The organism is Sulfurimonas sp. NW15 (assembly GCF_051132285.1).
In the GTDB taxonomy this organism is placed as follows: Bacteria; Campylobacterota; Campylobacteria; order Campylobacterales; family Sulfurimonadaceae; genus Sulfurimonas; species Sulfurimonas hydrogeniphila.
In genome coordinates, this window is record NZ_CP093237.1 from 1,716,463 (window position 1) to 1,742,752 (window position 26,290).

16 protein-coding genes, 1 tRNA gene and 3 rRNA genes are annotated in these 26,290 nt (G+C 39.8%); 8 read left to right on the forward strand and 12 right to left on the reverse strand.

Annotation, left to right across the window (positions count from 1 at the left end; translation table 11 throughout):
• Window positions 1-40: 40 nt before the first annotated feature.
• From MLC52_RS08845 to MLC52_RS08870, 6 genes are all read right to left on the reverse strand, one after another.
• On the reverse strand, window positions 41-2,332 hold the full coding sequence (locus MLC52_RS08845; protein WP_151899886.1) for a molybdopterin oxidoreductase family protein: 2,292 nt from the start codon (window positions 2,330-2,332) through the stop codon (window positions 41-43).
• Window positions 2,329-3,894, reverse strand: a complete 1,566-nt coding sequence (locus tag MLC52_RS08850) for a DmsC/YnfH family molybdoenzyme membrane anchor subunit (protein WP_434580081.1) — start codon at window positions 3,892-3,894, stop codon at window positions 2,329-2,331. The genes MLC52_RS08845 and MLC52_RS08850 overlap by 4 nt, the downstream gene beginning before the upstream one ends.
• A gap of 174 nt (window positions 3,895-4,068) precedes the next feature.
• Window positions 4,069-4,572, reverse strand: a complete 504-nt coding sequence (locus MLC52_RS08855; protein ID WP_434580083.1) for a hypothetical protein — start codon at window positions 4,570-4,572, stop codon at window positions 4,069-4,071.
• Entirely contained in the window at window positions 4,550-5,155 is a 606-nt protein-coding gene (locus MLC52_RS08860; RefSeq protein ID WP_434580084.1) for a hypothetical protein, read from the reverse strand. The genes MLC52_RS08855 and MLC52_RS08860 overlap by 23 nt, the downstream gene beginning before the upstream one ends.
• Before the next feature lie 166 nt (window positions 5,156-5,321).
• The gene (locus MLC52_RS08865; protein WP_434580086.1) at window positions 5,322-7,010 is read right to left on the reverse strand and encodes a cbb3-type cytochrome c oxidase subunit I; all 1,689 of its coding nucleotides are present in this window, start codon (window positions 7,008-7,010) and stop codon (window positions 5,322-5,324) included.
• On the reverse strand, window positions 7,007-7,621 hold the full coding sequence (locus MLC52_RS08870; protein WP_151899881.1) for a hypothetical protein: 615 nt from the start codon (window positions 7,619-7,621) through the stop codon (window positions 7,007-7,009). Before MLC52_RS08870 ends, MLC52_RS08865 begins: the two co-directional genes overlap by 4 nt.
• A gap of 214 nt (window positions 7,622-7,835) precedes the next feature.
• On the opposite strand from MLC52_RS08870, the gene MLC52_RS08875 reads away from it, so the two are divergent.
• From MLC52_RS08875 to MLC52_RS08910, 8 genes are all read left to right on the forward strand, one after another.
• Window positions 7,836-9,116: an MFS transporter gene (locus MLC52_RS08875; protein WP_151899880.1), complete on the forward strand. Its 1,281-nt coding sequence runs from the start codon at window positions 7,836-7,838 to the stop codon at window positions 9,114-9,116.
• A gap of 20 nt (window positions 9,117-9,136) precedes the next feature.
• On the forward strand, window positions 9,137-11,059 hold the full coding sequence (locus MLC52_RS08880) for a ferredoxin--nitrite reductase (RefSeq protein ID WP_434580089.1): 1,923 nt from the start codon (window positions 9,137-9,139) through the stop codon (window positions 11,057-11,059).
• Between the two features lie 74 nt (window positions 11,060-11,133).
• The gene (locus tag MLC52_RS08885; protein WP_151899878.1) at window positions 11,134-11,925 is read left to right on the forward strand and encodes a formate/nitrite transporter family protein; all 792 of its coding nucleotides are present in this window, start codon (window positions 11,134-11,136) and stop codon (window positions 11,923-11,925) included.
• Between the two features lie 58 nt (window positions 11,926-11,983).
• Window positions 11,984-13,624, forward strand: coding sequence for a protein kinase domain-containing protein (locus MLC52_RS08890; protein WP_434580091.1), 1,641 nt, complete (start codon window positions 11,984-11,986; stop codon window positions 13,622-13,624).
• Window positions 13,625-13,647: 23 nt separating this feature from the next.
• On the forward strand, window positions 13,648-14,961 hold the full coding sequence (locus tag MLC52_RS08895) for a hypothetical protein (RefSeq protein WP_151899876.1): 1,314 nt from the start codon (window positions 13,648-13,650) through the stop codon (window positions 14,959-14,961).
• 3 nt (window positions 14,962-14,964) lie between these two features.
• A complete protein-coding gene (locus MLC52_RS08900) occupies window positions 14,965-16,053 on the forward strand; it encodes a trypsin-like peptidase domain-containing protein (protein WP_151899875.1) in 1,089 nt (362 codons plus the stop codon).
• A gap of 12 nt (window positions 16,054-16,065) precedes the next feature.
• On the forward strand, window positions 16,066-18,018 hold the full coding sequence (locus tag MLC52_RS08905; protein ID WP_434580093.1) for a M3 family metallopeptidase: 1,953 nt from the start codon (window positions 16,066-16,068) through the stop codon (window positions 18,016-18,018).
• A 53-nt stretch (window positions 18,019-18,071) separates the two neighbouring features.
• Complete coding sequence (locus MLC52_RS08910) at window positions 18,072-19,019, forward strand: endonuclease/exonuclease/phosphatase family protein (protein WP_434580095.1); 948 nt, start codon at window positions 18,072-18,074, stop codon at window positions 19,017-19,019.
• On the opposite strand, the gene MLC52_RS08915 is transcribed toward MLC52_RS08910, so the two are convergent.
• The 6 genes from MLC52_RS08915 to MLC52_RS08940 form a co-directional block, all read right to left on the reverse strand.
• A complete protein-coding gene (locus MLC52_RS08915) occupies window positions 18,994-19,677 on the reverse strand; it encodes a uracil-DNA glycosylase (protein ID WP_434580097.1) in 684 nt (227 codons plus the stop codon). The genes MLC52_RS08910 and MLC52_RS08915 overlap by 26 nt on opposite strands.
• A 116-nt stretch (window positions 19,678-19,793) precedes the next feature.
• Window positions 19,794-19,909, reverse strand: a 5S ribosomal RNA gene (gene rrf, locus MLC52_RS08920).
• A gap of 256 nt (window positions 19,910-20,165) precedes the next feature.
• Window positions 20,166-23,058: ribosomal RNA gene (locus MLC52_RS08925) — 23S ribosomal RNA — on the reverse strand.
• 290 nt (window positions 23,059-23,348) lie between these two features.
• Window positions 23,349-23,424, reverse strand: a tRNA-Ala gene (locus tag MLC52_RS08930).
• A gap of 141 nt (window positions 23,425-23,565) precedes the next feature.
• A 16S ribosomal RNA gene (locus MLC52_RS08935) occupies window positions 23,566-25,086 on the reverse strand.
• The 16S, 23S and 5S rRNA genes sit together here with 1 tRNA gene alongside, the layout of an rRNA operon.
• 445 nt (window positions 25,087-25,531) lie before the next feature.
• Window positions 25,532-26,242 (reverse strand): prepilin-type N-terminal cleavage/methylation domain-containing protein, encoded by a 711-nt coding sequence (locus MLC52_RS08940; protein WP_434580098.1) that lies wholly within the window; start codon window positions 26,240-26,242, stop codon window positions 25,532-25,534.
• Window positions 26,243-26,290 lie beyond the last annotated feature (48 nt).

A 26,290-nucleotide genomic window follows, 5' to 3' on the forward strand; every position in this document is an offset into this window, starting at 1 on the left:
CGGGATTTGAAAGGACCCGTAAATAATTATAACATAACTTCTATTGTTGCAAATGCACCTCTTTTTCTTTATAGGCAACCCCTTCATAAACGACCTTGTGATGTGCAATCGCTCCGCTTGATTGTTCCTCTTCAAGTATCAGACCCTCCGGTACCTCTTCTGAGTGAAGCTGTATTGCCGTTTGTTTGAAATTAGGTTCCCCTGACTTTGGACAAAAACTTTCATTAGTCAACGTATTGACAAGCTGTTCATTAAAATGGAACGGGACAAATACCGTGCCTTCGCGTACACTTGATGTCACCCGTACAATAACATCATCAATGCGCCCCCTTGGAGATGAAAGACTCATTCTGTCACCGCTTTTTACTTTGAGTTTGACCGCATCTTTTGGATTTATGTCCACCCAGGCTTCAGGAGCCAAATTGTCAAGAATTGCTATATCTCTTGTTTTTGTTCGTGTATGCCACTGCTCAACTGTCCTTCCAGTGTTTAAAATAACGGGAAACTCAGGGCTTACAGGCTCTGCCATCGGATGCCATTGCACACATACAAGTTTTGCTTTTTTATCGGATGTTCTAAAAGGAATATCTTTGGTGTAGAGTCTTTTACTCCCTTTTGGGAACTGTTCGTTACATGGCCATTGAATCCCGCCCAACTCTTCTATAAGCTCATAACTCATACCGCTGTAGTCACACAACTGTCCTTTTGAGACTTTTTTCCACTCCTCAAAAGCATCACGAGGCTGGCTCCAGTTTGGAAAAAGCATTTCATTCACACCTTCAAAATATTTTGAAAATTCAAGAATGATATCAAAATCGCTTTTTGCCTCACCTATCGGTTCTACTGCTTTGTTCGCCTTGTTGCAGCGACGTTCAGAATTCGTATAAACGCCCTCTTTCTCACCCCAGGTCGCAGCAGCGAAAACAACATCTGCTATTTGTGCCGTATCGCCTAAAAAAGCATCCTGCACGACCAGCAAATCAAGTTTTTTCAGTGTTTTTCGCAGTTTGTCCTGATTGACAAAACTAACCAGCGGATTTGTCGCCGTTATCCAAAGTGCTTTTATTTCACCTCTGTCTATGGCATCAATAATTTCGGCATATTTATAGCCACGTTCACGCGGAATAATTTCCTGAGGAACATTGACAATTTCCGCATATTCTTTTAAAGCCTTTTCATCCCCAAAGTTTCTGTATCCCGGAAGAGATGAAGTGAACCCTGTCTCACGTGTTCCCATCGCATTACACTGCCCTGTTATACTAAAAGGCCCCGTTCCCTCTCGACCGATATGCCCTGTCAAAAGATGCAGATTAATGATGGCACTGACAGTATCTGTTCCCATAAAAGACTGGTTCACACCCATTGTCCAACCGGTGATAACACTTTTACTTGAGACAAATTCACGTGCGAGTTCATACAGGGTTTTGACATCAATGCCTGTAATGTTTGCCACCTCCTGGGGCGGATAATCCTGCAAATGCTTTTTCAGCTCTTTGTATCCGTTTGTATTTGCTTTTATATAACCTTCATCTTCCCATCCCTGCTCCATCACAATGTAAGCCAGACCGTTGTAAAGCGCCAGATCTGTACGCGGTTTTACAGGCACATACACATCTGCCATTTGGGATGTTTTCGAGGCCCTGGGGTCTATAACGATGACTTTCTTTTTTGGGTTTTTGTTTACATGTAAGGTAAGTATCGGATGATTGTCCGCAATATTGGCTCCCACCAAAAAAATAGTATCGGCAAGTGCAAAATCTTCATATGAGCTTGTCGGACCGTCACTGCCAAGAGACTGTTTGTAACCCATAACAGCAGATGCCATACACAAGGTTGTATTGCCGTCATAATTATTTGTGCGAAGACCAAGCTGGACAAATTTACCCAAAGTGTAAAATTCTTCTGTCAAAAACTGCCCTGTGCCAATGACAGCAACGGCTTTGTTTCCGTGTTCTTTTTGAATTCTCTTAAATTCACTGCTTACTTTCGTGAAGGCTTCATCCCAAGTTGCAGGTTTCAGCTCACCGTTTTGTTTTATCAACGGGGTTTGAATTCTATGGGGAGAGTTAAGCATTTGATGTTCACTCAAACCTTTTGGACAGAGTGTTCCCTGATTGACAAAATGTTTTGGATTGCCTTTTGTGTAAACAGCTTTACCGTCTTTGACACCGATGTAAAGTCCACAGCCGACCCCGCAGTATCCACAGGTTGAAAAGACCCATTTATCGGGTTTTTTTGCATCAGCTATCATGCCGAATGTTTCATCATGCGAGAGTTTGTATTTCTCTTCTTTTATATCAAACCCTAAAAAATCTTTTAATTTACTTATCATCGTTGTTTCCCTACAAAAAATCCACCTGCCATTCCAAGAGGAACAACCGTGGTATAAAATAAAAATCTATCACTTATTTCACTCACAAAGGCAATAATGATTGCCAAAAAAAGCATCACAGAAGCCGTTACATGTAACGAAGCGCTTACAAAGACCAAAGTAAACAGCGGCAGTACCACACCACCGAGTATCAACGTGGCGAAACGAATCATTTTGAGCTTATGAAAATTTTCATTTAAAAGTCTTTTTGTCCGTTGCAGTTGGTATGCATTCTCTTTGGCATCAAGTGTTCTTATATCTTCATAAGAGAAAAAAAGCTGCGCCAAAGCACCGAGCATACCCAAGGTCGTCAAAGGAATAATCGCTTCATGCACGCTTGATACGGAGCTGATAAATGCAACGAAAAAGATTCCGATATATGCCACACCGAAGAACTTGAAGTTCGTTGTAATCCTGTTCCAGGAAGGACGGGCACGAATACGGTAAATCATACTTTGTGCATAAATTCCATAGATTCCCACAGCTAAAGTCAGTGCTTCAAGCAATAAACGCAATATATTGGAGATATCGAAAAAGTATACTGCCACCACAGCACTCATAAGCCCCGTAAAAACACCCAAAGCCAAAGCCTCGCGGGAGAGCCACGAGGTTTTTATATTTTTCATGGCTGTCATCGCCAAAAACGGACGCCCAAGGTGCAAGGCTGAGAGAGGCAGCCCGATTGCCGCGGGAAGCATCACAAGCAGTGCCATAATCCAGTTGGTACTCTCAAATCCAAACAGACTCATAAAGTCTCCTAAAAAGAGCGCCAAAAACCCACCGAGTGAAATTTGCGTCAAAACTGTCATAAAAACAAGAGGCAGTTCTTTATGTGCAGGTTTTAAGATGTGTTCATCCATCTCTTTCATATCATCCGGCAGATTCTCGGGAAGCGTGTAGCGCGTTGTAGAATTTGTTATGCGTGCATCCGGCAAAAACGGCATGTTTGCCTGTTCGTCTATGTCACGTTCCAGCCACTCTTTGACATTGACAACCTCAATCTCAATAGCTCCTGCAGGACAGGCCTGCACACAGGCAGGAGACTCTCCGACATCAAGCCGTTCATGACACATATGACATTTTGTAACAATATTTCTCTCTTCATGAAAAACAGGAACACCGTACGGGCAGTTCCATGTGCAGTACTGACAGCCGATACAGGTATCGTCATCATGCACGACTATGCCTGTTTCGGCTATCTTTATATACGATTCCGTCGGACAGCCTGTGAGACATTCAGGATCTATACAGTGATTGCAACTCATAGAATTGAGCATCTGGGTAAAAGCCGGAAAATCTCCGCCTTCCATCTCCCCGACACGACGCCATTTTATATCGGCAGGATTGTTGTTTTGTTCGTTACAGGCAACTTCACAGCACCGACACCCGACACAGGCAACAGCATCAAAATGAAAACGGTACTGTTCCCCCTCTTTTAACGGCGGTATATCTATAGAGTAATTCCCACATTGCATCCCTGTATCGGCTTTATACTCTATAAAATTTTCTAAAGGTGTCTGCATGTAAGGTATCTCCATATAATAGTGATGAAATTATACTCTATGCAAATGAATATTTTTATAATTCTTTGTTTAATTTTTAATCATCACCTTCCATATCCTCTTTGTCCATAACTGCCCCGACAATAAGCAATCCTATGACAAAAAGGCTTACTGCTCCAATAAAAAAATAGTGCATTAGCGTTTTCCTTTGTCTTTGGCCAGCGCCAAAAACTCTTTGCGTTCATCAACAGATCCAAAGGCAGAATTTTGAAAAAAAAGTGTATCATGCAGGCTTTGCACCAAAATCCCGTTTTCAAGTTCTATTATCCTTGTAATTTCTTCCCAGGGAATGCGCTTTTTATCTTTATGCAAGCCTTCTGTGTCAATAATAAAATGCACTTGTGTATCTTGAGGCATATTTTTTTTGTAAAAATTTAACAACATTCTTTTTCGCAGAAACCATCTTCCAAAATACCAGTAAAAGACCAAAAAGGTTGAAAGATACAAAATACCGTAACTTTCATGCTTCAAAGCACCGACAATACCAAACTGCACCAAAGCGACAAAAAACCAGCCTATATATCTTTTGGCAGAATGACGCATATCATAATCATAAAAAAGCTTGCTTGTCTGCAGCGCCAGTTCTTTGTTCCAAATATAATCAACACTGATTGTTTTAGACATGTTCTTCACACTCATGAATCAACAAGTCCTCTTTTTTGATACACTCTTTTTCTTCCAGTGCTTCCAAGAGTTGTAATGTCTGCAGATAAAGCATTTCGTAACGCTGTTTGTTTTTTGCATACAGTCTGCTCTGCTTTTTACCATACCAGTAGGCAAAAGCAACAGAGGAGGCAAAGAGTGTATATATCCACCATTGCCACGCTTTGAGATTTAGCAATACTATAAAATACTGCACAGAAAAAAGAACAAAAAACTCAATGGAAAAAATGATGACAAGCGTGGCACTCTGTTCAAAATCAAGTGTATATTTTTCCAAGACACGCAATTTTGCCAGATTTTCATTAAAGGTTTGCGCTTCTTGTTTGCATTCATCTTTGAGATTTTGTACATTGATATCTTTGAGATGGATATTGCTCAAATTGTATTCGACATTTGTCTGCATGTAATCTTGCAGAATTTCCGGATTTTTCTCTAATATCTGAAGAATTTCTTCTTCATTTACTCTGTTTTTCCCGGTAATTCTTTGCACATCCTGCAAAACCAAATCGTACAGTCCTATAGTCTTGATTTCACGTGCAACTCGGTCTAAGTTTATCAACTGTTTTTTCCTATTATTTTAATCTCTTACTGAATAAATTCTAAATCTTAAAACTTTCCAAACATGACTATTATGTTTGCAATCTGTTCGGAACCCGTACTTTAGTACGGGCTTTGTGTCTTTAAAGACTAAGCCCTGTCTGAATTCCGAAAAAAATATGAAACTTTTACTGCGCAAATGCCGGATCATCTGCCGGTTCCAACTCTTCTTCTATCCCATAAGAAGCCGTTGCATCTTTTGCAGGCAAAAATATACCGATTAAGCCTTTGATACCCACACTCATAATAATATTGTATAAGAATACTGCCCAGGCGACAAGCAGCATCGTTCCAAAAATAGCGGCGAATATCATGTCTGGATTAAACTGCCCATCCACATAAAGGTGACGACGGAGCATCCCGTCAAGTCCTGCCATTCCCATAAATGCGCCCATACCGATACCGCCAATAAGATGCAGCCAAAAATGTGTATTTGCCAGTTTGTGAGAATAGAGTTTTGTGTTGTTTGTTACCAATGGCCATAAAACATACAGAGCCGAATAGAGTGTCATATACAATCCGACAATCAAAGCAATATGCACATGCGCACCGATAATCCACTGTGTATTGTGCAACACTCTGTTCATCCCCATATCTGCCTGGATAATTGCAGCAGGCACAGCCAGACCAAACCCTACAAGTCCGCCGAGAAGATATTTTAGTTCCATAGTCATTTTCAGAGGACGGGCCTTCCAAAGTGTCACAAGGGTAATAAAGAGTGCCAGTCCCTGGGTCAGCAGTTCAAAGGCAGTCACCATCTCACCGGAGATAAGTTTCATCATTTCAGGTTGTCCCTGATCACCAAGAAGGTGATGCGACCAGACCATCCAGGAAACCAAAAGCTCAAGCATTAACGCCGCACGGGCAACATTTTCCATAAAAAGCTTTTGTCCGGTGATTAATGTGGCAAGCAAATACCACGAACCTGCCACATAAATCAGAACCAGACCATCCGCAACCAAATCAAGCCCCCACCAAAAAAAGTTCTTGTACAAAAGGGCATCAATCGCCGTGACATCAAGTGCATGTCCGCTTGCATCAAAAACCAAATAAACCAGGATTAAAATACCTGCACCCAAAATCACCAGTGCATCCAAGAAAGTATCTACCGTACCGCGGAAGATTGCCACAACAGGAAGTGCCAAAGCCGGCTCTTTTGTATAAGGCTGTTTTCCTCTCAGCTTGTTGATAAGATTTAAAAATCCGTCTATACCAAATCCTGAGATTAAAAGTTCTTTTGTTGTCTTGTTTTTATGAATACCTACCCGCGCAAAAATTGTTGCATATATATTGTAGATAAAGCCTAAAGTTCCAACCATAATTAATGCTACACCCAGAATAAAGACAATACCGCCAACAACATTAAACTGGTGTGTATCGGCAGGAAGCGGCCAGTACAATGTATATAACGGTGCATACTGCCATACAAATGCGGCTATCCATGCCAAAGCAGTCCCTAAAGTAATCAATATCCAGGTCCAGTTGGCAAGTTTTACACTGTAAAGCGGTTTTTTCGTAAGATATGGCACCAAAAAGGTAAAAGCACCAAAGACCAGCTGATAGGTCGAACCGAATATACCGACAATCGGGTGTACCGTCATGATGGAAAAGAAATGTTCCGGATGAAAAAACTGCTCAGGCAGAGGATTGAGCGGCACATGCCCGACCTCAACCATTCTCATAATCATACCCTCCAAAGCGACCAGTCCGTAAAATAAAAATGCCATAACAACCGGTCTGAGTGTTACCTTTTGCAAAGCATTTAAGCCTTTATGGTCAAAATTTGTACCATTTATTAATGTATTTATATAACTCATTGAATGCCTCCATTATCTTTACAGCCTACGACTTTAACGAAATCTTTCACCAGCATTAAATCTTTACCGTCTTCGCTGTACTGTCTGGGTCCGGAATATTCAGTGGATGTTAAATCAAAAACACCGTTATGATTAAATGTCCATAAAATATCATTGGAGTCCAGGATACCGTTGACATCCGTGCCGGGATTGACCTGCATCTGCATCACCATGGAACCGTCTTGACGAAAGAGTCCAAACCCATACACCAGATCTCTGCTGTGTACATCAAACTCAACCGTTTGTCCACACTGTATAACTATCTGTTTTGGCAAACCCAGCCACTTATGATTTTTAATCTCAAATTCATACTTTGCATCCGGTTTGATGTTATGTCTGTCAATATCCTGTGACACCCACGGAATTGTATTGTATGTAAAAATATGGTGTCCCACACCGCCTGCAACCAAAAATGCCATATACCAGTAAAATGGAATACGAAAAACTGACTTGGCATCTTTTTTTGTCAGGTTATACCCAAACCATGCAACAACAGAAATAATCATTGCAGCATATATAGAGTAAGCAACCCAGTGAAAAGACAACAATTCAGCCGAATTTGTAAATGTCATGATAATGCTCTCCTTAAATTTTCACAAATTGTATAAAAAACGAGAATTGATAAAATTGATATATATCAAGAAAATCACTCTTTAATATGAAAATTGTATAATTTCTAATCTTTTGAAAATTCTAAATTGATTACTTTTTAATCAATAATATTTTTAAATCGGAAATATTTTTCACTATAATTACACTATTAAATTTCATTGGAGAATGTATAATATGGCAAGTTTTAAAGCCCTCAAAGGTCAAGGCGATGCAAAAACACTTTTTGCAGCTTTTCTTTATTTTGATTTTAGCTTTATGGTCTGGACCATGCTAGGCCCATTGGCAACAGAAATCAGTGAATCATTGGCAATGCACGGATTTATAATGAGTGCCTCACAAAAAGCCACACTGCTTTCTATTCCGATTTTGGCAGGAGCACTGCTTCGTATTGTACTTGGATTCGGTGTTGATAAATTCGGTGCGAAAAAAACAGCGCTTATGAGTCAGGCAGTTGTTATATCTGTGCTGTTTTACGCCTATTTCAGAGGAGAGACCATTACCTATAATGAACTCCTGATTGTAGCTGTCGGTCTCGGATTTGCAGGTGCTTCTTTTGCGGTTGCATTGCCACAGGCAGGACAGTGGTATCCGCCAAAACTGCAGGGAGTCGTTTTGGGAATTGCAGGTGCCGGCAATATTGGTGTTGTTGTTGACTTTATGTTTGCTCCAAAAATAGCAGAACTTTGGGGGTGGCAGGCAGTCTTTTTAGTTGGTGGAGCATTATCAACCTTAATCTTTGTAACATACATCTTTTTGGCAAAAGATGCACCAAAAGAGGTTTACACGCCCCGTCCTAAAAAACTCAAAGATTATGCCAAACTCTTACGTGACAGAGACACTTGGTGGTTTAACCTCTTTTATGCAGTAAGCTTTGGAGGATTTGTCGGATTTGCAGGATATATGAAAGTTTATCTTATGAACACCTATCAAGCAGATATGAGTAGTTTTGGACTCAGTGTATTTAATGAACCCAATGTTAAAGTCATTGCCGGTTATTTTGGAGCGCTTACAATTTTTGCCGGTGCAGTCTTGAGACCTGTCGGTGGTGCTGTTGCAGATAAAATGGGTGGTGTCAAATCACTTTATATCTTTTTTGGTATTGTAGCCGCATTGGCAATTGTAAATGCAACTGTTACTCTGCCGTTTTGGGTTGCAATTGCAGTACTCTTTGCAATAATGGCAAACCTTGGCATGGCGAACGGGGCAGTTTTTCAACTTGTGCCTCAGCGATTTGGCAAAGATATTGGAATCATGACGGGGATTATCGGTGCAGCCGGCGGACTCGGGGGTACAGCCCTTATTAAAACGCTTGGATGGTCAAAAGGTGCCTTTGACGGCTATTCGGCTGGTTTTATGATATTTGCCGGTGTTGTACTTGTAGCTATCATGGGAATAAGTTTGGTAAAAACACGATGGAGAACAACCTGGGGCGTTGCAGCCGGCGGAAGAATATAAATGAGAAAATGGAGAATATTTTGCAATTACAAGTATTAGAAAAAGCATATGAAGCTAGAAGTAAAAAAGTTAATAAAATCGAAACAGTCAAAAACCTTAAAAATCCTATGGAGGCTTTTGAAAAGATAACAGAGTATGCACGAGAGGGATATGATGCAATTGAGGATGAAGACAAAAAATATTTTTTGAAATGTTTTGGGATCTTTGACAAAGACGGTCTCACGCCGAAGCAGTTTATGATGAGAGTCAGAGTTGCAGGGGGACACCTCAACGCAATTCAGGCAAAAAAAATCGGAGAAATTGCAAAAAATTTCGGTCAGGATTATATTGATATCACAACCAGAGCACAAATTGAACTTCGTTTTTTAAATATCGAAGATATGCCTGCTGTTTTAAACGGACTTGAAGAAGTTGGACTCACCTCCTACCAGACAGGTGTGGACAACTTTAGAAATATCGTCACAGACCCATTTGACAAAGACGGTTTTGACAATGTGCTTCCTTCGTATGATTTACTTAAAAAAATCGAAAAAACATTTTTAAAAAATCCGGATTGGATCTCAACACTGCCGAGAAAATTCAATACCGGGATTTCAGGCTCCCTCGCAAACAGATGTAATGTTTTTGGACATGACTGTTCTCTCGTACTTGCACAAAAAGACGGAGTATACGGTTACAATATGTTTCTTGGCGGCAGAGTCGGTATGATTGCAAAAAATGCAGACATATTTTTGGCAAACGAAGAAGAAGTTTTACAGGCCTACGGTGCACTTATAGCAATCTTTCAAAAGTATGGTTTCCGTGACAACAGAAACAAAAACAGACTGCACTTTCTCATTGAGGCTGTCGGCATGGCTGAAATTTCTGCAGCCATTCGTGATGTTGCAGGCGTAAATTTTGCCACCGCCGGTGACACAATGACACAAATAGATCCTGTAGACTCAGAACACGGAAAAATCCAACTTCGAGACGGTTCATTTGGAGTACAGATTATTGTACCTTCGGGAATATTTACAGGTAGCGATCTGATAAAAGTATCCGAGTTAAGCCAAAATTACGGCAATAACGAAATCAGATTCAGTGTTGAACAAAATATCTACATTCTAGGTGTCAAAGACACGGCTGCACTTTTAGAAGATCCCTTTTTTATAAAATATAAAAATATAAACACGCCTTACTTTAACAACCTTGTCGCCTGTGCAGGAACCAAACACTGTGCATTTGGCGTTATTGAAAACAAAGAGGATGCTATAGAAATGGCTGCATATTTAAGTAAGGCCGTTCCTCTTGAATCAGGGAGAGTACGAATGTACTGGTCTGCCTGTGTCAAAGGCTGCGGAACGCATGAAATAGGAGACATCGGTTTTGAAGGCTGTAAAGCAAAAGTGAAAGGACAAACCGAGGACGGTGTCCACATAACCATAGGCGGAAAAATCGTCAGTGAGGGGAAGAACGGGTATACCGTTATCAAATCTGCTCCACTGAAATTTTCTAAATACTTTGTTGAGACTCTTGTATTAGAATATAAAAAACTGCGTTTAAAAAACGAATCATTTGAAGCATTTCATGACAGAATTTTAGCACAGTATTCTCATGCATATCTCGGTTTTTATATGCAACTCCAAGCTTATTTACGATTAAAAAACATTGCTATTGATTTAAATATCAATAAAATTCCAAAAACAGGACATATTGAAGAGTTTGAACTTTTTGAACTTGGCCGTAAGCTCTATTTTGCTCTCTCCAAACAAGAACCGTATACGGCATACAACAGATTTACAAATGAAAATCCAAGAGAAAAACTGATACCTCTCAATAAAATAGTTTCCGATATTGATAAGAACATCAATGAACTTGTTTTTAAGATGCTGGATGTTGAAGCAAAAAGAGCCGTTGTTTTTTCTGAACTGCTTCCATTAATCAACTTGGCTGACAATGATTAAAAATTAATCATTATAAACCTATTAAGTATACAGATTTAAGCTATACTTATTAAATAAAATTATAAGGAATTCATATGAGTTATGTAAAACCAGAGATAGTTGTAGATGGAATGGTAACAGCCGGAGTATACAAATCAGGATTGGGTGTAAAAGATTTATTGATACGCGGTTCCCTTGCGGGTGCTCTTCTTGGGGTTGCTACAACCCTGGCTATTGTTGCTTCTACTCAGACACATCTGCCTATTGTCGGAGCGCTTATTTTCCCTGTCGGTTTTGTTATGATTGTTTTGCTGGGATTGGAGCTTGTAACCGGAAGTTTTGCTTTATTGACGACATCTTTGTTTGACAAAAAAATCGGGTTCGCAAAACTCTCTGTAAACTGGTTCTGGGTCTTTACAGGAAATCTGCTGGGCAGCCTGCTTTTTGCAGCTCTTTACAGCCTGGTTGCTACAAAATTCGGACATGTGGAATCATCTCCTGTCATAGACATGATTAAGCATATTGCAGAAGCAAAAACAATCGGATATGAAAAAATAGGTGCAGACGGTATCTATACCGTCTTTTTAAAAGCTGTTTTTTGTAACTGGATGGTGTCTTTGGGTGTCGTTATGGCATTGACAGCTACAACAACAATAGGAAAAATTGCAGCTATGTGGCTCCCGATTCTTACTTTCTTTGGACAGGGGTTTGAACACGCCGTTGTAAATATGTTTGTTATTCCTGCAGGCATAATGCTTGGTGCAAATGTAAGTGTGTCACAGTGGTGGCTGTGGAATGAAATTCCGGTAACTTTGGGAAATATTGTTGGCGGAGCGATTTGTACAGGTATGGCTTTATATTACACACATAGAAAAAATCAGGCATAAAAACTCTTTAAAATAAATGCCGTTTTGCTATAATCTACTTTACATGTAAAGGGGCAATATGGCAAAAGGTAATATTAAAACTTCCGGGTTCTCACTTGCAAAGACCAAAGAACTGACTGGAGATGATTTTTATGATATGGCAACTATCGGCAACCTGAGTGTTGCCATAGTCTGTGATGGTGTCGGCAGTGCTGAAGAAGGTGCCCAAGCAGCCAAAAGAGTGACTTCCTACCTTATAAACAACTTTAAGATTCGCCCAAAGTCATGGTCAATCGAAAAATCTATAAAAACGTTTATCAATTCCATAAATACAATTCTTTATAAAGAATCACAACTCAATTATGAACGCAGTGAACTTATCACAACCCTTGCTCTCGTTGTTATAGAAGGAAACCGTTTATACGGCGTAAATGTCGGAGACAGCAGAGTATATCTCCTCAGAAATGCTTCACTGACACAGCTCTCATCTGACCATGCCATGCAAGAAGAAGGATATGAAAATGTCCTGACTCAGGCTATTGGTATCAGTGAGGATGTAGAACCCTACTATTTTGAAAATATTATTCAGAAAAATGATAAAATTCTTCTTTGCAGCGATGGTTTGTACAATGTACTTTCTGAAAATGAAATAAAAGACAATATTTCAAAAGGAGCTATTGCTCTTGTCAAGCGAGCAAGTAACCATACAAAAGACCATCTTCCTGATGATACAACAGCAGTTGTGTTGGAAGTACTGAATGCTGATGAGATAGAGATACTCAAACAGCAAAAACTGGATATTCCACGGTCACTCAAAGCAGGTCAGACCATAGACGGCTATAAACTTGAAAAACCTCTCATACAAAATGAAAGAACCTGGCTTGCAAGTAAAAAAACAAAGCAATATGTTATAAAGTTTGCACCGGTTGAATCCAAAGAAGATAATCAGATTTTAGATCTGTTTGTCAAAGAAGCATGGAATGCCAAACGTCTCAAAGCAAAGTTTTTCCCAAAGGCTGTCATTCCAAAAAACAGAAGTGCCCGATACTATGTTATGCAGCTCTTTGATGGAGAAGATTTAAATAATTACCTGGCATCACACTTACATGTAACGATAGATGATGCTGTGGAACTTGCGCAAACACTTTTAAACATGTCTCAGTTTTTACTTAAATATGATCTTGTACACGGTGATATCAAGCCAAACAATATCATGATTGCCAAAATTGACGATGATAATACTGAATACAAGGTTATTGATTTTGGCAGTATTACAGAGATATTTTCAGAAGAGTCCCGCGCCGGTACACCGAGTTTTTTGGCACCTGAACGATTTCAAGGCGAGTCCATAAGTGAAACAAGCGAAATTTTTGCCATTGGTGTGACACTCTATTTAAGTCTTACGGGGAAATACCCTTACGGCGAGATAGAACCCTTTCAAAACCCGACATTCAAAGAAGCCAAAAAACCGAGTTATTACAATTCAAATATACCTGATTGGCTTGACAGTGTTATCATGCGTGCTATTGCACTTCAAAAAGACCAAAGGTATGAGCATTACTCTGAGATGAAATATGAACTTACACATCCGCAGAAGGTAAAACCCTACTTTATTAAAAATGCACCACTCATTGAAAAATCACCCTTACTCTTTTATAAGAGGGCTTTTACTATAATGACAGTTATAAACTTTATACTTATCTATTTGGTATTAAAATAAAGGGCATCCCTAAAAGGAAATTTATGAACTGGTTCCACTTTTTCCGGCCAAAGTCCTATTGTTCAAAAAGCTTTGGAAGAGGTATTCATGCAGATATCGCAGAAAATGAAGAAGAACTCTTTAACAAAGCCTACGAAGCCTTTGAAAAAAAAGAAATTTTAAATGCCTATACATTCTTTTTCAACTCTCTGATGAATTACAAAAACGGTCTTCCCAATCAAAATATTATACTCACCCGGGAAAAGGAGTCTTTGAAGTTTATCCTGTATCAAGGCAGTGCAAAGATCAACGGCTTCACAACAAACAAAAAACTCTACGCCGAAGTGACTATGGTCAAGGCAAAAAATGCAAATGTTGCACTCAAACGCTACGCACTTGAAAGAAATTACCAGTTTACCTATGTAAATTACTGCAGTGACGGCGACCATATTAAATTAAAACTCAGTCTTGACAATATTACTATGACCCCCAAGAAAGCTTTTTATCCTTTAAGAGAACTGGCACTGAATGCAGATTACGACAAAGAACACATGCTTAGTGAATTCGAACAAAAAGAGTTAGAGGACATCGGCCACATTCAAAAACTTGACACTGCCGAGTTACATGTAAAGTATAAGTATTTACATATTTGGACAGAAGAGCTTAATGCAAAAATACAGACATTGCCGGCAGAGGACAGTATAGGTATGCAGGCATTTCTATATCTAAACTTTTTATTTAAAATTGACTATCTTTTGGTACCAAAGTCTAAAATCTATCAAAAAATGACAAAAAAACTTCAAAATTATTTTGCAGATGAAGAAGCACTGCCAGAAGTAAAAAATGCGGAACTTGCAAAATATATTTTAAGTCTTGAAAAGCTTGATTTTGATGACTTCAGTCAAAACTTTTATGAAGCCAAATACACATTCAGCCAAATTGAAAAAAGTTCTTATGATGAGTTTGTTGACTTTATAGAAGAATCACTTATAAAGCTCAGATGGTACAAAAACAACCGCCATCCTCAAATCATACCAACCATTTACAGTTATATAGCCTTGTATGCTCTGTATAACTACGGATTGAACCCTGCGGCCAGAAAATTACTCCATATTTATATTTGTGTCATTTATGCTGAGTATATGAATGCGCTGGGATGCAAAGGATATTATGATACGCAAAAGAACCAGTTTTTAGAAAGTGAGATAATCTCTCAAATTGACGAAACAGTTTCCAGGTACAGACATCAGTATAAACTGCTGAGCGCTTTTGGTGATGAACTTGATTTCAGTTCACTCAATGATTTTTCAAACAGTTACTTCAGTGCATTAAAAAATCTGGATTTTCATGAGGCCTAGCAAATGAATACGCAAACTCTTTTAGAAACCTACATTGAAAATATTATACAGATAATGACACCCTATGGCAGCGGAACAGGTTTTATTATAGATAATCTTATTATTACAAATTCGCATGTATGTTCGGGGCTGAGAGAAGTTGTAATCAAAGCAGAGCACTTTGAGCGAAGTATTGCAAAAGTTATTTATGATGACCCCTATTATGATTTGGCATTTATAAAATATGAATTCAAACAACCAAAAAACCCGCTTAAACTTGCCAAAACCAACGTAGAAAACGGTGATACCACCATAGCCATTGGGCACCCTTACGGTCTTAATTATACAGCGACAGAGGGAATTGTTTCCCGTGCAGCCAGACTTATGGGAGACCTTGAATATATTCAGATTGATGCTGCCATTAACCCGGGAAACAGCGGAGGTCCTCTGTTAAATGACAAAGGGGAAGTTACAGGAGTCAATACTTTCATTATTCAAAATGCAAATAATTTGGGTTTTGCACTCCCTGTACATTATCTTCAAGATGCACTCACCGCTTTTAAACAGCTCGGAGTAGAAAATGTCATTAAATGCCCTTCGTGCAAAAATCTTATCCAAGAAAAAGATATAAAAAATGACTACTGCCCAAAATGTGGAGCAGAACTTGAAATAGCCAGACTCAGACGAAAAGGCTACACACCTATAGGCCCGACAAAACTCATAGAAGATATACTGGAGTCCCTGGGCATAAATGTTACCCTGGCAAGAAGAAGCCAATCATCCTGGAGAATAGACAAGGGAACTGCAAGAATCAATATAAACTATTATGAAAACGGCATTATTATAGGAGATGCCAAGCTTTGCGGTATTCCCAAAGAAAATATTGAAAAGATGTATGATTTTTTGCTCCAGGAGAACAACAAACTCTCCTATTTACAGTTTTCTATCAATGAAAACAGCGTATATCTTTCCTATCTGGTTGTAGACTCCTCCTTAACAAAAGAAGAAGGAAAAACTGCAATAGAAAAGTTAATCAAAGATGCAAATAAGTATGATAATATTCTCATAAACAAATACGGTGCTCTGCGACAGAAAAAAGACACTGAGGACTAAAGGAAAACATAGATGACAAAATTTTTACAATTTGATTGTGACTTGGATACTTTTATAGAAGAACTGCAAAAACATCTCAATAAAAATAACAAAAAGATAGAAACCTTACTTGGGCAAAAAGAAAAAACCTATGCAAACTTTGTCAAACCACTGGAGATGATGGATGAGTATCTTGAACAGTTTTTTACACCCCTGTCTCATCTCAATGCGGTAAACAACTCTGAAAAAACACAAAAGGTCTATACAGAAGCACTCCCTCTTATTACAGAGTATTCGACACAGCTTTCACAAAACATTGAAATATACAATGCATATAAAGAAATAATGCAAAAAGAACAAACATCCCTCAACAGTGAACAAAAAAGAGTTTTAGCATTAAATATTTTACATTTTGAATTAAGCGGTGCCCATCTAGATAAAAAAACAAAACAGAGGCTCCAGGAAATAAACTTGAAAAAAAGTGAACTTTCCAATAACTTTTCTCAAAACCTGCTTGATGCAACAAATGCCTACGAATATATAATTACTGATGAAGCAGATATAGAAGGTTTGCCAAAAAGTGAAATAGAAAATGCCAAATTTGAAGACGATGGCGTTGTAAAATATAAATTGACACTGCAAATGCCATCATACATAGCCTATATGACCTATGGAAAGAACAGAGCAATTCGAGAGGAACTCTACCGTGCCTATGTTTCACGCGCACCCCAGAATGCAAAAATAATTGATGAACTGTTGGCACTGCGACAGGAGATGAGTCAGCTTTTAGGGTTCAAAAACTATGCAGAACTTTCTCTTGCTACAAAAATGGCCGAAGATACAAAAAGTGTTTTAGGGTTTTTAGAAAATTTACTTGAAAATTCAATTCCCCAGGCAAAAAATGAACTGCAGGAACTTCAAAATATCGCTCCACACAAACTGGAGAGTCATGATACCTCTTACTATGCAGAAATATTAAAAAAAGAGCAATATGACATAGATGAAGAGGAGTATCGCCCTTATTTTGAACAAAAAAATGTTATTGCAGGGATGTTTACTTTCTTGGATAAGCTTTTTAATGTTACATGTAAACAGGTGAAAGAAAAATTGTGGCATGAAAAAGCCTATGCCTATGATGTGTATGAAAATGACATACTCAAAGCCCGTATCTATCTTGATTTAGAAGCAAGAGAATCAAAACGGGGCGGAGCATGGATGCATAACTGGCAAACACACTGCATAGATGAAGCAGGCAAAAAACAGCTGGCCTCAGCCTTTATAGTATGCAGTTTTCCTCCATCAAATGATACAAATCCTTCACTGCTTCGTCATGATGATGTTGTCACTCTTTTTCATGAAACAGGACATACTTTGCATCATATCCTGAGTGAAGTAAATGAAAATGAAGTAAGCGGTGTCAATGGAGTAGAATGGGATGCTGTTGAATTTCCGTCTCAGTTTTTAGAAAATTTTGCTTATGAGCCTCAGGTTCTCAAAATGTTTGCAAAACACTATGAAACAAATGAAACTATTTCAGATGAAATGATAGATAAACTCGTAAAAAGTAAAAACTTTTTATCTGCAATGGGTATGCTCAGACAATTGGAATTTTCACTCTTTGATTTTAAACTGCATACTAAAGTTTACAAGGGAGATGAAGTGCAAAATCTGCTTGACACCATACGAGAAAAAACCGCACTGATAAAACCGCCAAAATACAACAAGTTCCAAAACGGATTTTCACATATATTTTCAGGTGGGTATGCTGCAGGATACTACAGCTACAAATGGGCCGAAGTTCTGAGTGCAGATACTTTTTACACCGTAGTAGATGAAAATATTTTCAATTCCCCTACAGCAAAAAAATATCAAAATATCATCTTGCACCGTGGCGGTTCACAAAATATGCAAGAACTTTTTCATGAACTGATGGGAAGAGATGCCGATACAACGCAACTATTAAGACTCAACGGTATAATAAAGTGAGAGTATTCTTTCTTTTAACTCTGCTTATCACATTAATGTATGGAGAAACAACTTTGAAAATTGCAACATATAATGTTGAAAATCTTTTTGATTTGCAACGAAACGGACATGAGTATAAAGAATATATTCCTTATGCAAAATCAAATTGGAATGATAAAAATTATAGAAAAAAACTTAAAAATATTGCAAAAGTCATCAAAGATATCAATCCCGATATCATTGGACTCCAAGAGATAGAATCTCTTCAGGCACTCAAAGATCTACGATATACTTTAAAAAGAGAAGGAGTTTATTACCAGTACTATAAAATTGCCAATTTAAAATCTACAACAATCAAAGTAGCCATTTTGAGTAAAATTCCGTTTGTATATACACATGAAATTGCTGTCACATCTTCCTACAGATATAGAAATATTTTAGAAGTGAAATTTAAAATAGGCAATGAAGATTTGTATATCTTAATTAATCATTGGAAATCAAAAGCAGGTCCGGAAAGCATGCGTATAGTCTCTGCAAAAAAACTCAGAAAAAGAATTGAAGAACTGGGAAAAAATAAAAATATAATTGCACTTGGTGATTTTAATTCTGATTATGAAGAGTATGAAATTTTTAAAAGAAAAAGAAAACATAATGACACAGATGGAATAACAGGTATCAATCATATACTGGGTACTATAAAGTATCAGAATTCATCACTAAATATACATCTGGCACCTTATGATTTTTACAACTTATGGTATGACACTGAATTAGAAAAAAGATACAGCTATATCTATAGAGGCAAAAAAGAAGCAATGGACAGTATTTTAGTCACAGCCGCACTTCTTGATAAAAAAGGCATTGATTATAAACCACATAGTATCGCTGCTTTTGAAAAGCCCTATTTGTTTAAAGGAAAAGAGATTTACAGATGGCAGACAACCAGGAGCAAATTAAGACGTCACAAAGGGAAAGGCTATTCAGACCATCTGCCTGTCATAGCAGAGTTTGTTCTGCACTGAGACACCATTCAACAGGCTTTTTCTTATGTTTGATCAAATACTCATTTGCTCTGGAAAAAGGTTTTGAATGAAAAAAACCTCTGTATGCCGAGAGCGGAGAAGGGTGAGGAGATCTAATAATACAATGTTTTGTTGTATCGATTAGAAATTCTTTTTTTTGTGACGGTCCACCCCATAATATAAAAACCAAATGTTCTTTTTCATCAGAGAGTTTCTTGATAACTGCATCGGTAAACTTTTGCCAGCCAAAATCTTTATGAGAATTTGCCTTCCCCTGTTCAACAGTTAAAACAGCATTTATCAACAAAACTCCCTCTTTTGCCCATTGTGTCAAATCCCCGTTTTTCGGATATTTACAACCTATATCATCGACTAACTCTTTGTATATGTTTTTTAGCGAAGGTGGAATATTACATTTTGGACAAACAGAAAAAGCAAGACCGGTAGCCTGATTTATTCCATGGTATGGATCCTGTCCTATAATTACAACTTTTACTTCAGAAGGCTTTACTAAATTAAAAGCTCTAAATATATTTTCAAAATTGGGGAATACAGTTTTTGATTTATATTCCAAAGATACTTTTTTAAGAAGTTTGATAAAATATTCTTTATGAATTTCATCATTGAGAAAATTTTTCCACCCGTTTTCCAATAACATTCTCTTTCCATTTTTTTACAATTATATAAAAATAATACTATGGATAAGATTAGTCGTTAGATGTAAAGAGTATCAATGATTATAAAATAGTTAAAGAGTAAGAAAAAATCTGATCAACTAGGCAGCGACCTACATTCCCACAAGTGAAACCTGCAGTATTATCAGCGATGAGAGGCTTAGCTTCTGGGTTCGGAATGGGGCCAGGCGTTTCCCTCTCTCTATAGCCACCTAGACAAGATCAGATATAAAGACATCTGACTGATGTATTTATATCTGATCTTATATCAGTTAAGAGTTGAGTAATATCAATTGTTAAAGTCAACAAACTCTTCGGAACCCAGACTTCAGTCTGGGCTAATTGGCTTAAAAGCCTAAAAGGCAAGGTTAAAACCTTGTTTCCGTCATACTAAATAACTTCTTAACATATCTCTTATTAGTATATATACACTAAATAAGGTAGTGAAGCAATTGTGTTCATTTAAGAACTTGGTAAAAAGACAAACGTACTATTAGTACTGGTCAGCTAAACACATTGCTGTGCGTACACATCCAGCCTATCAAGCTTGTAGTCTTCAAGCGTACTTCAGGGAACGTTCATCTTGGAGTTGGCTTCCCGCTTAGATGCTTTCAGCGGTTATCTCATCCGTGCGTAGCTACCCAGCTATGCCCTTGGCAGGACAACTGGTGCACCAGTGGCACGTCCAACCCGGTCCTCTCGTACTAGGGTCAGCTCTCCTCAACGTTCCTACGCCCACGGAAGATAGGGACCGAACTGTCTCACGACGTTCTGAACCCAGCTCGCGTACCGCTTTAAATGGCGAACAGCCATACCCTTGGGACCTGCTCCAGCCCCAGGATGCGATGAGCCGACATCGAGGTGCCAAACCTCCCCGTCGATGTGAGCTCTTGGGGGAGATCAGCCTGTTATCCCCGGCGTACCTTTTATCCTTTGAGCGATGGCCCTTCCACACAGAACCACCGGATCACTATGACCGTCTTTCGACTCTGCTCGACTTGTATGTCTCACAGTCAGTCCGGCTTATGCCATTATACTCTACGAAGGATTTCCAACCCTTCTGAGCCGAACTTTGTAAGCCTCCGTTACTTTTTAGGAGGCGACCGCCCCAGTCAAACTACCCACCAGACATTGTCCTCGCACGAGATAATCGTACGGAGTTAGCTATCAGAATATTCAAGGGTGGTATCTCAAGGTTGCCTCCTCCAGAACTGGCGTCCTGGATTCAACGGCTCCCACCTATCCTGCACATGAATATCCCAATAGCAGTGTCAAGCTATAGTAAAGGTGCACGGGGTCTTTCCGTCTTTCCGCGGGTAGGAGGAATTTTCACCTCCACTACAATTTCACTGGATCCCTTGTTGAGACAGCTCCCATCTCGTTACGCCATTCATGCAGGTCGGTATTTAACCGACAAGGAATTTCGCTACCTTAGGACCGTTATAGTTACGGCCGCCGTTTACTCGGGCTTCAATTCATGCCTTCGCCGAAGCTAAGCAATCCTTTTAACCTTCGAGCACCGGGCAGGCGTCACACCCTATACATCCACTTACGTGTTAGCAGAGTGCTGTGTTTTTGGTAAACAGTCGGGAGGGACTCTTTGCTGCGACCCGTCAGTGCTTTGGAGAGTAAATCTCCTAACACTTAGGGCACACCTTATACCGAAGATACGGTGCTAGTTTGCAGAGTTCCTTAACAAGGGTTCATCCACGCGCCTTAGAATACTCATCTCACCCACCTGTGTCGGTTTACGGTACGGGCAACATTACATCTCGTTTAGAGGCTTTTCTCGGCACGACAGTATCAAGGGTTCTGGTCGCTCTCCGAAAAGATTGACCAGCCTGTCAGATCTCGGTCTCATGTAGCGCGGATTTGCCTACGCTACGACCTACGTCCTTCGAGCCACTATTCCATCAGTGACCCCCTTTAACTCTATGCGTCCCCCCATCACTCAAACGATGTAATGTCGGTATCGGAATATTAACCGATTTGCCATCGTCTACCCCTTTCGGACTCGACTTAGGTCCCGACTAACCCTACGATGACGAGCATCGCGTAGGAAACCTTGGGTTTACGGCGAAGAAGATTCTCACTTCTTTTCTCGCTACTCATGCCTGCATGCTCACTTCCATCCGCTCCAGTACTCCTTACCGGTATACCTTCAGCGCTGAATGGAACGCTCTCCTACCACTTACAGTAAACTGTAAATCTAAAGCTTCGGTGTTTATCTTAGCCCCGTTATATTTTCGGCGCAGAATCGCTAGACCAGTGAGCTGTTACGCTTTCTTTAAAGGATGGCTGCTTCTAAGCCAACCTCCTGGTTGTCACAGCAACTCCACATCCTTTTCCACTTAGATAAAACTTTGGGACCTTAGCTGTTAGTCTGGGTTGTTCCCCTCTCGACATAGGATTTTATCACCCTACGCCTGACTCCCGAGGTTACACGTATAGTATTCGGAGTTTGATAGGGTTTGGTACCGCGGTAAGCAGCCCTAGCCCTGTCAGTGCTCTACCCCTATACGCTAATGCTCGAGGCTATACCTAAATATATTTCGGAGAGAACCAGCTATCACTGAGTTTGATTGGCCTTTCACCCCTATCCACAAGTCATCCCAAGAATTTTCAACTTCTACGGGTTCGGTCCTCCACTGGCTCTTACACCAGCTTCAACCTGCTCATGGATAGATCACTCAGTTTCGGGTCTGCAGCATCTGACTATGTCGCCCTATTAAGACTCGCTTTCGCTACGGCTTCTCGTTCGATTAACCTTGCCAGATACCACAACTCGCAGGCTCATTATGCAAAAGGCAGTCCGTCACACTTATTTAATAGTGCTCCGAATGATTGTAAGCCATAGGTTTCAGGTTCTATTTCACTCCGCTCACCGCGGTCCTTTTCACCTTTCCCTCACGGTACTTGTTCGCTATCGGTCTAGTAGTAGTATTTAGGGTTGGAGGGTGGTCCCCCCATATTCAGTCAAGATAACACGTGTCCCGACCTACTCGTTCCATACCTTAGTTCCACATAAATGTTTTCGCTTACGGGAGTATCACCCTCTATGCTCATCCTTTCCAGAATGTTCTGCTAACAAATATGCTAAATGTATGCGCCCTATTCCAATTTCGCTCGCCGCTACTCTCGGAATCTCGTTTGATTTCTCTTCCTCTAGGTACTGAGATGTTTCACTTCCCTAGGTTCGCCCCACCCGAAGGTGGTAACACGAATCGCTCCGTGCTGGGTCGCCCCATTCAGAAATTCCCGGATCAAAGCTTCTTGGCAGCTCCCCGAGACTTTTCGCAGCCTAGTACGTCTTTCATCGCCTCTACTAGCCAAGGCATCCACCTATGGCCCTTAATATCTTTTTATTCTATGTTGCGTTCACTACCTTATTTAATGTATGAATACATTAAACAAGATGAATGATCTGTTATTGTAGTTATTTAGTTTTTAATTATATCTCTATAATTAAAGTTGTTGACTTTAACAATTGTAATTTAATGATCGTTTGGTTTTTAAACCAAATATAAATTCTTATGACTTTAAGAACTTATATTTAATTTAAAACTTGTTTGATTTTTGAAGAAGTTGTGCTTGAAAAATCTGCGTAGCGTACTTTTGTACGTAAGTAGATTTTTCAAGTGCAAATTCTCAAAAATGGTGGAGAATAGCGGGATCGAACCGCTGACCTCCTGCGTGCAAGGCAGGCGCTCTCCCAGCTGAGCTAATTCCCCATTTTATAATCGTAATTCAAATGAACACAGATCACTGAAAACTAAGCAAGTAAGTAACTTTTGAAACAACCAATAAACTATTTCTCGTGTGAGATTTTCTTGTGTTGAGCCACTCAATCGAATGAGTGCTCTTTACTCTAGAAAGGAGGTGATCCAACCGCAGGTTCTCCTACGGTTACCTTGTTACGACTTCACCCCAGTCGCTAATTCCACCGTAAGCGGTAGCCCCCCGAAGGTTGGCTTCCCGATTTCGGGTGAAATCAACTCCCATGGTGTGACGGGCGGTGAGTACAAGACCCGGGAACGTATTCACCGTAGCATTGCTGATCTACGATTACTAGTGATTCCAGCTTCATGGAGTCGAGTTGCAGACTCCAATCCGAACTGAGAGACGCTTTAAGTGATTAGCTCCACCTCGCGGTATCGCAACACTCTGTACGCCCCATTGTAGCACGTGTGTAGCCCTAGCCATAAGGGCCATGATGACTTGACGTCGTCCTCACCTTCCTCCTCCTTACGAAGGCAGTCTCCTTAGAGTGCTCAGCTTAACCTGCTAGCAACTAAGGACGAGGGTTGCGCTCGTTGCGGGACTTAACCCAACATCTCACGACACGAGCTGACGACAGCCGTGCAGCACCTGTTTTCAAGCTCCCAAAAGGGCACCCCGCCATCTCTGGCAGGTTCTCTCAATGTCAAGGCTAGGTAAGGTTCTTCGCGTATCTTCGAATTAAACCACATGCTCCACCACTTGTGCGGGTCCCCGTCTATTCCTTTGAGTTTTAATCTTGCGACCGTACTCCCCAGGCGGTTCACTTAATCTGTTAAGTGCATCACCGCCCTGACTAGCAGAGCGACGACTAGTGAACATCGTTTAGGGCGTGGACTACCAGGGTATCTAATCCTGTTTGCTCCCCACGCTTTCACGCCTTAGCGTCAGTTATGTTCCAGGAGATCGCCTTCGCTTTCGGTATTCCTAGTGATATCTACGGATTTTACCCCTACACCACTAATTCCATCTCCCCCTCCCATACTCTAGGTCGGCAGTTTCAAATGCAGTTCTACAGTTAAGCTGTAGGATTTCACATCTGACTTGCCAACCCGCCTACGCGTCCTTTACGCCCAGTGATTCCGAATAACGCTTGCACCCTCCGTATTACCGCGGCTGCTGGCACGGAGTTAGCCGGTGCTTATTCATATGCTACCGTCATTTTCTTGACATATAAAAGGAGTTTACACACCGAAATGCGTCATCCTCCACGCGGCGTTGCTGCATCAGGGTTTCCCCCATTGTGCAATATTCCTCACTGCTGCCTCCCGTAGGAGTCTGGTCCGTGTCTCAGTACCAGTGTGGCGGATCATCCTCTCAAACCCGCTACCCGTCATAGCCTTGGTAGTCTCTTACACTACCAACTAGCTGATGGGATATAGACCGATCCCTTGGCGGAATCCATTTCCCGACTTATCTTGTGATAAGAAGGAGTATCCGGTATTAATCATCGTTTCCAATGGCTATCCCGGTCCAAGGGGCACATTATCTATATATTACTCACCCGTGCGCCACTCGTCAGCATAGTAGCAAGCTACCATCTGTTACCGTTCGACTTGCATGTGTTAAGCACGCCGCCAGCGTTCATTCTGAGCCAGGATCAAACTCTCCATAATTGTTATTACAGAAAGATAAGTAAACTTATTACTGATCTTTTGCCCAAGATTATTAAATCATTGGCTTTGTTATTTTAAGTCTTAATAAAACTGCTTAAGGTTCTATTACTAGACTGTATAGTTATCTATTACTATTAAGGGAACCATACAGGTAAACCTGTATGGATTTCAAAATAGAATAGACGGTTGTTGTTTATTAGTTATTTCTAAGTAATTTATCTCTTTAACTCTAAAGTTAAAAAGTCTCTTACTTGCTTAGTTTTCAATGATCTCAAACATTTTTAAAAGCTTCTACTTGAAGTCTCTCTAGGCCTTTTAAATCAGGTCTCTCTGTTTGTGGATGGGAATTATAGGGGAGTATTGCTTAGAGACTGCTTAATGTTTGGTGGGTTTTTTAAAAAGTTTTTGAAGTTACTGTTTCTTAATATTTTTTTCACGTCTATAGCTATAATATGTGTGCATACCCGGTTTCCGGTTCTATCTTAATTACAATCTCATTCCTGTTATTCGCACTCGTTTTTGGATTAATACAAAGATCCAAACAAAGCTTTATATAAATTGCTGATGTCGCAATTCTATCAACAGCAGAATTTAAAGCAACCATAGAAGTTGAACTTGTATTCCCTCTGTATGGTCTGCCTATATGATCAAACAAGATTCTTCTTGCTCCTGAGCCTGTGCTTCCTCCTGTCACTGTAATAGCAGCAATACCATATTTCTTGCCTATGTCCAACTCTTTTGAAAGATGTTTTGTTTCAGAATTGTCAAAATTATTATTTGCAACACCAATCAAATACTTACCTTTTTTTAGCGGATTTTGTGCTACTTCCACATCAGTATATGTATTGTTCGCGCTTGGATTACCATCATACGCTCCACCAATTTTGGCAGGAGAATCCGAAAATATCATGTAAGAGTTTGTTCCGGCAGCCGTGGAAAATGCCAATTGCCACTTTTGCCTAAACCAGTATGGATCATTCGCATCAAACTTGTCATCAATAATTGCCAAATGTTGTGTATACCTTATATGGGAAACCAATTGTATAGCTGCTTCCTGTAAAGGATTGGTCTTGGTGTGCGGAATTATAACTGCTGCCAATATACCAATTACAACCACCACAAAAACAATTTCTAAAAGAGTAAAAGCTTTTTTCATGAGTGTAGTATATCAAAATAGAATAAAAAAAAGGGGGGGGAAAGGAAT

What these genes read in the sequence shown, in the direction of transcription:
- MLC52_RS08845 (WP_151899886.1), bottom strand. Translation starts at nt 2,332, where the DNA reads ATGATAAGTAAATTAAAAGATTTTTTAGGGTTTGATATAAAAGAAGAG.
- MLC52_RS08850 (WP_434580081.1), bottom strand. Translation starts at nt 3,894, where the DNA reads ATGCAGACACCTTTAGAAAATTTTATAGAGTATAAAGCCGATACAGGG.
- MLC52_RS08855 (WP_434580083.1), bottom strand. Translation starts at nt 4,572, where the DNA reads ATGAGTGTGAAGAACATGTCTAAAACAATCAGTGTTGATTATATTTGG.
- MLC52_RS08865 (WP_434580086.1), bottom strand. Translation starts at nt 7,010, where the DNA reads ATGAGTTATATAAATACATTAATAAATGGTACAAATTTTGACCATAAA.
- MLC52_RS08870 (WP_151899881.1), bottom strand. Translation starts at nt 7,621, where the DNA reads ATGACATTTACAAATTCGGCTGAATTGTTGTCTTTTCACTGGGTTGCT.
- MLC52_RS08875 (WP_151899880.1), top strand. Translation starts at nt 7,836, where the DNA reads ATGGCAAGTTTTAAAGCCCTCAAAGGTCAAGGCGATGCAAAAACACTT.
- MLC52_RS08885 (WP_151899878.1), top strand. Translation starts at nt 11,134, where the DNA reads ATGAGTTATGTAAAACCAGAGATAGTTGTAGATGGAATGGTAACAGCC.
- MLC52_RS08890 (WP_434580091.1), top strand. Translation starts at nt 11,984, where the DNA reads ATGGCAAAAGGTAATATTAAAACTTCCGGGTTCTCACTTGCAAAGACC.
- MLC52_RS08895 (WP_151899876.1), top strand. Translation starts at nt 13,648, where the DNA reads ATGAACTGGTTCCACTTTTTCCGGCCAAAGTCCTATTGTTCAAAAAGC.
- MLC52_RS08900 (WP_151899875.1), top strand. Translation starts at nt 14,965, where the DNA reads ATGAATACGCAAACTCTTTTAGAAACCTACATTGAAAATATTATACAG.
- MLC52_RS08905 (WP_434580093.1), top strand. Translation starts at nt 16,066, where the DNA reads ATGACAAAATTTTTACAATTTGATTGTGACTTGGATACTTTTATAGAA.
- MLC52_RS08915 (WP_434580097.1), bottom strand. Translation starts at nt 19,677, where the DNA reads ATGTTATTGGAAAACGGGTGGAAAAATTTTCTCAATGATGAAATTCAT.
- MLC52_RS08940 (WP_434580098.1), bottom strand. Translation starts at nt 26,242, where the DNA reads ATGAAAAAAGCTTTTACTCTTTTAGAAATTGTTTTTGTGGTGGTTGTA.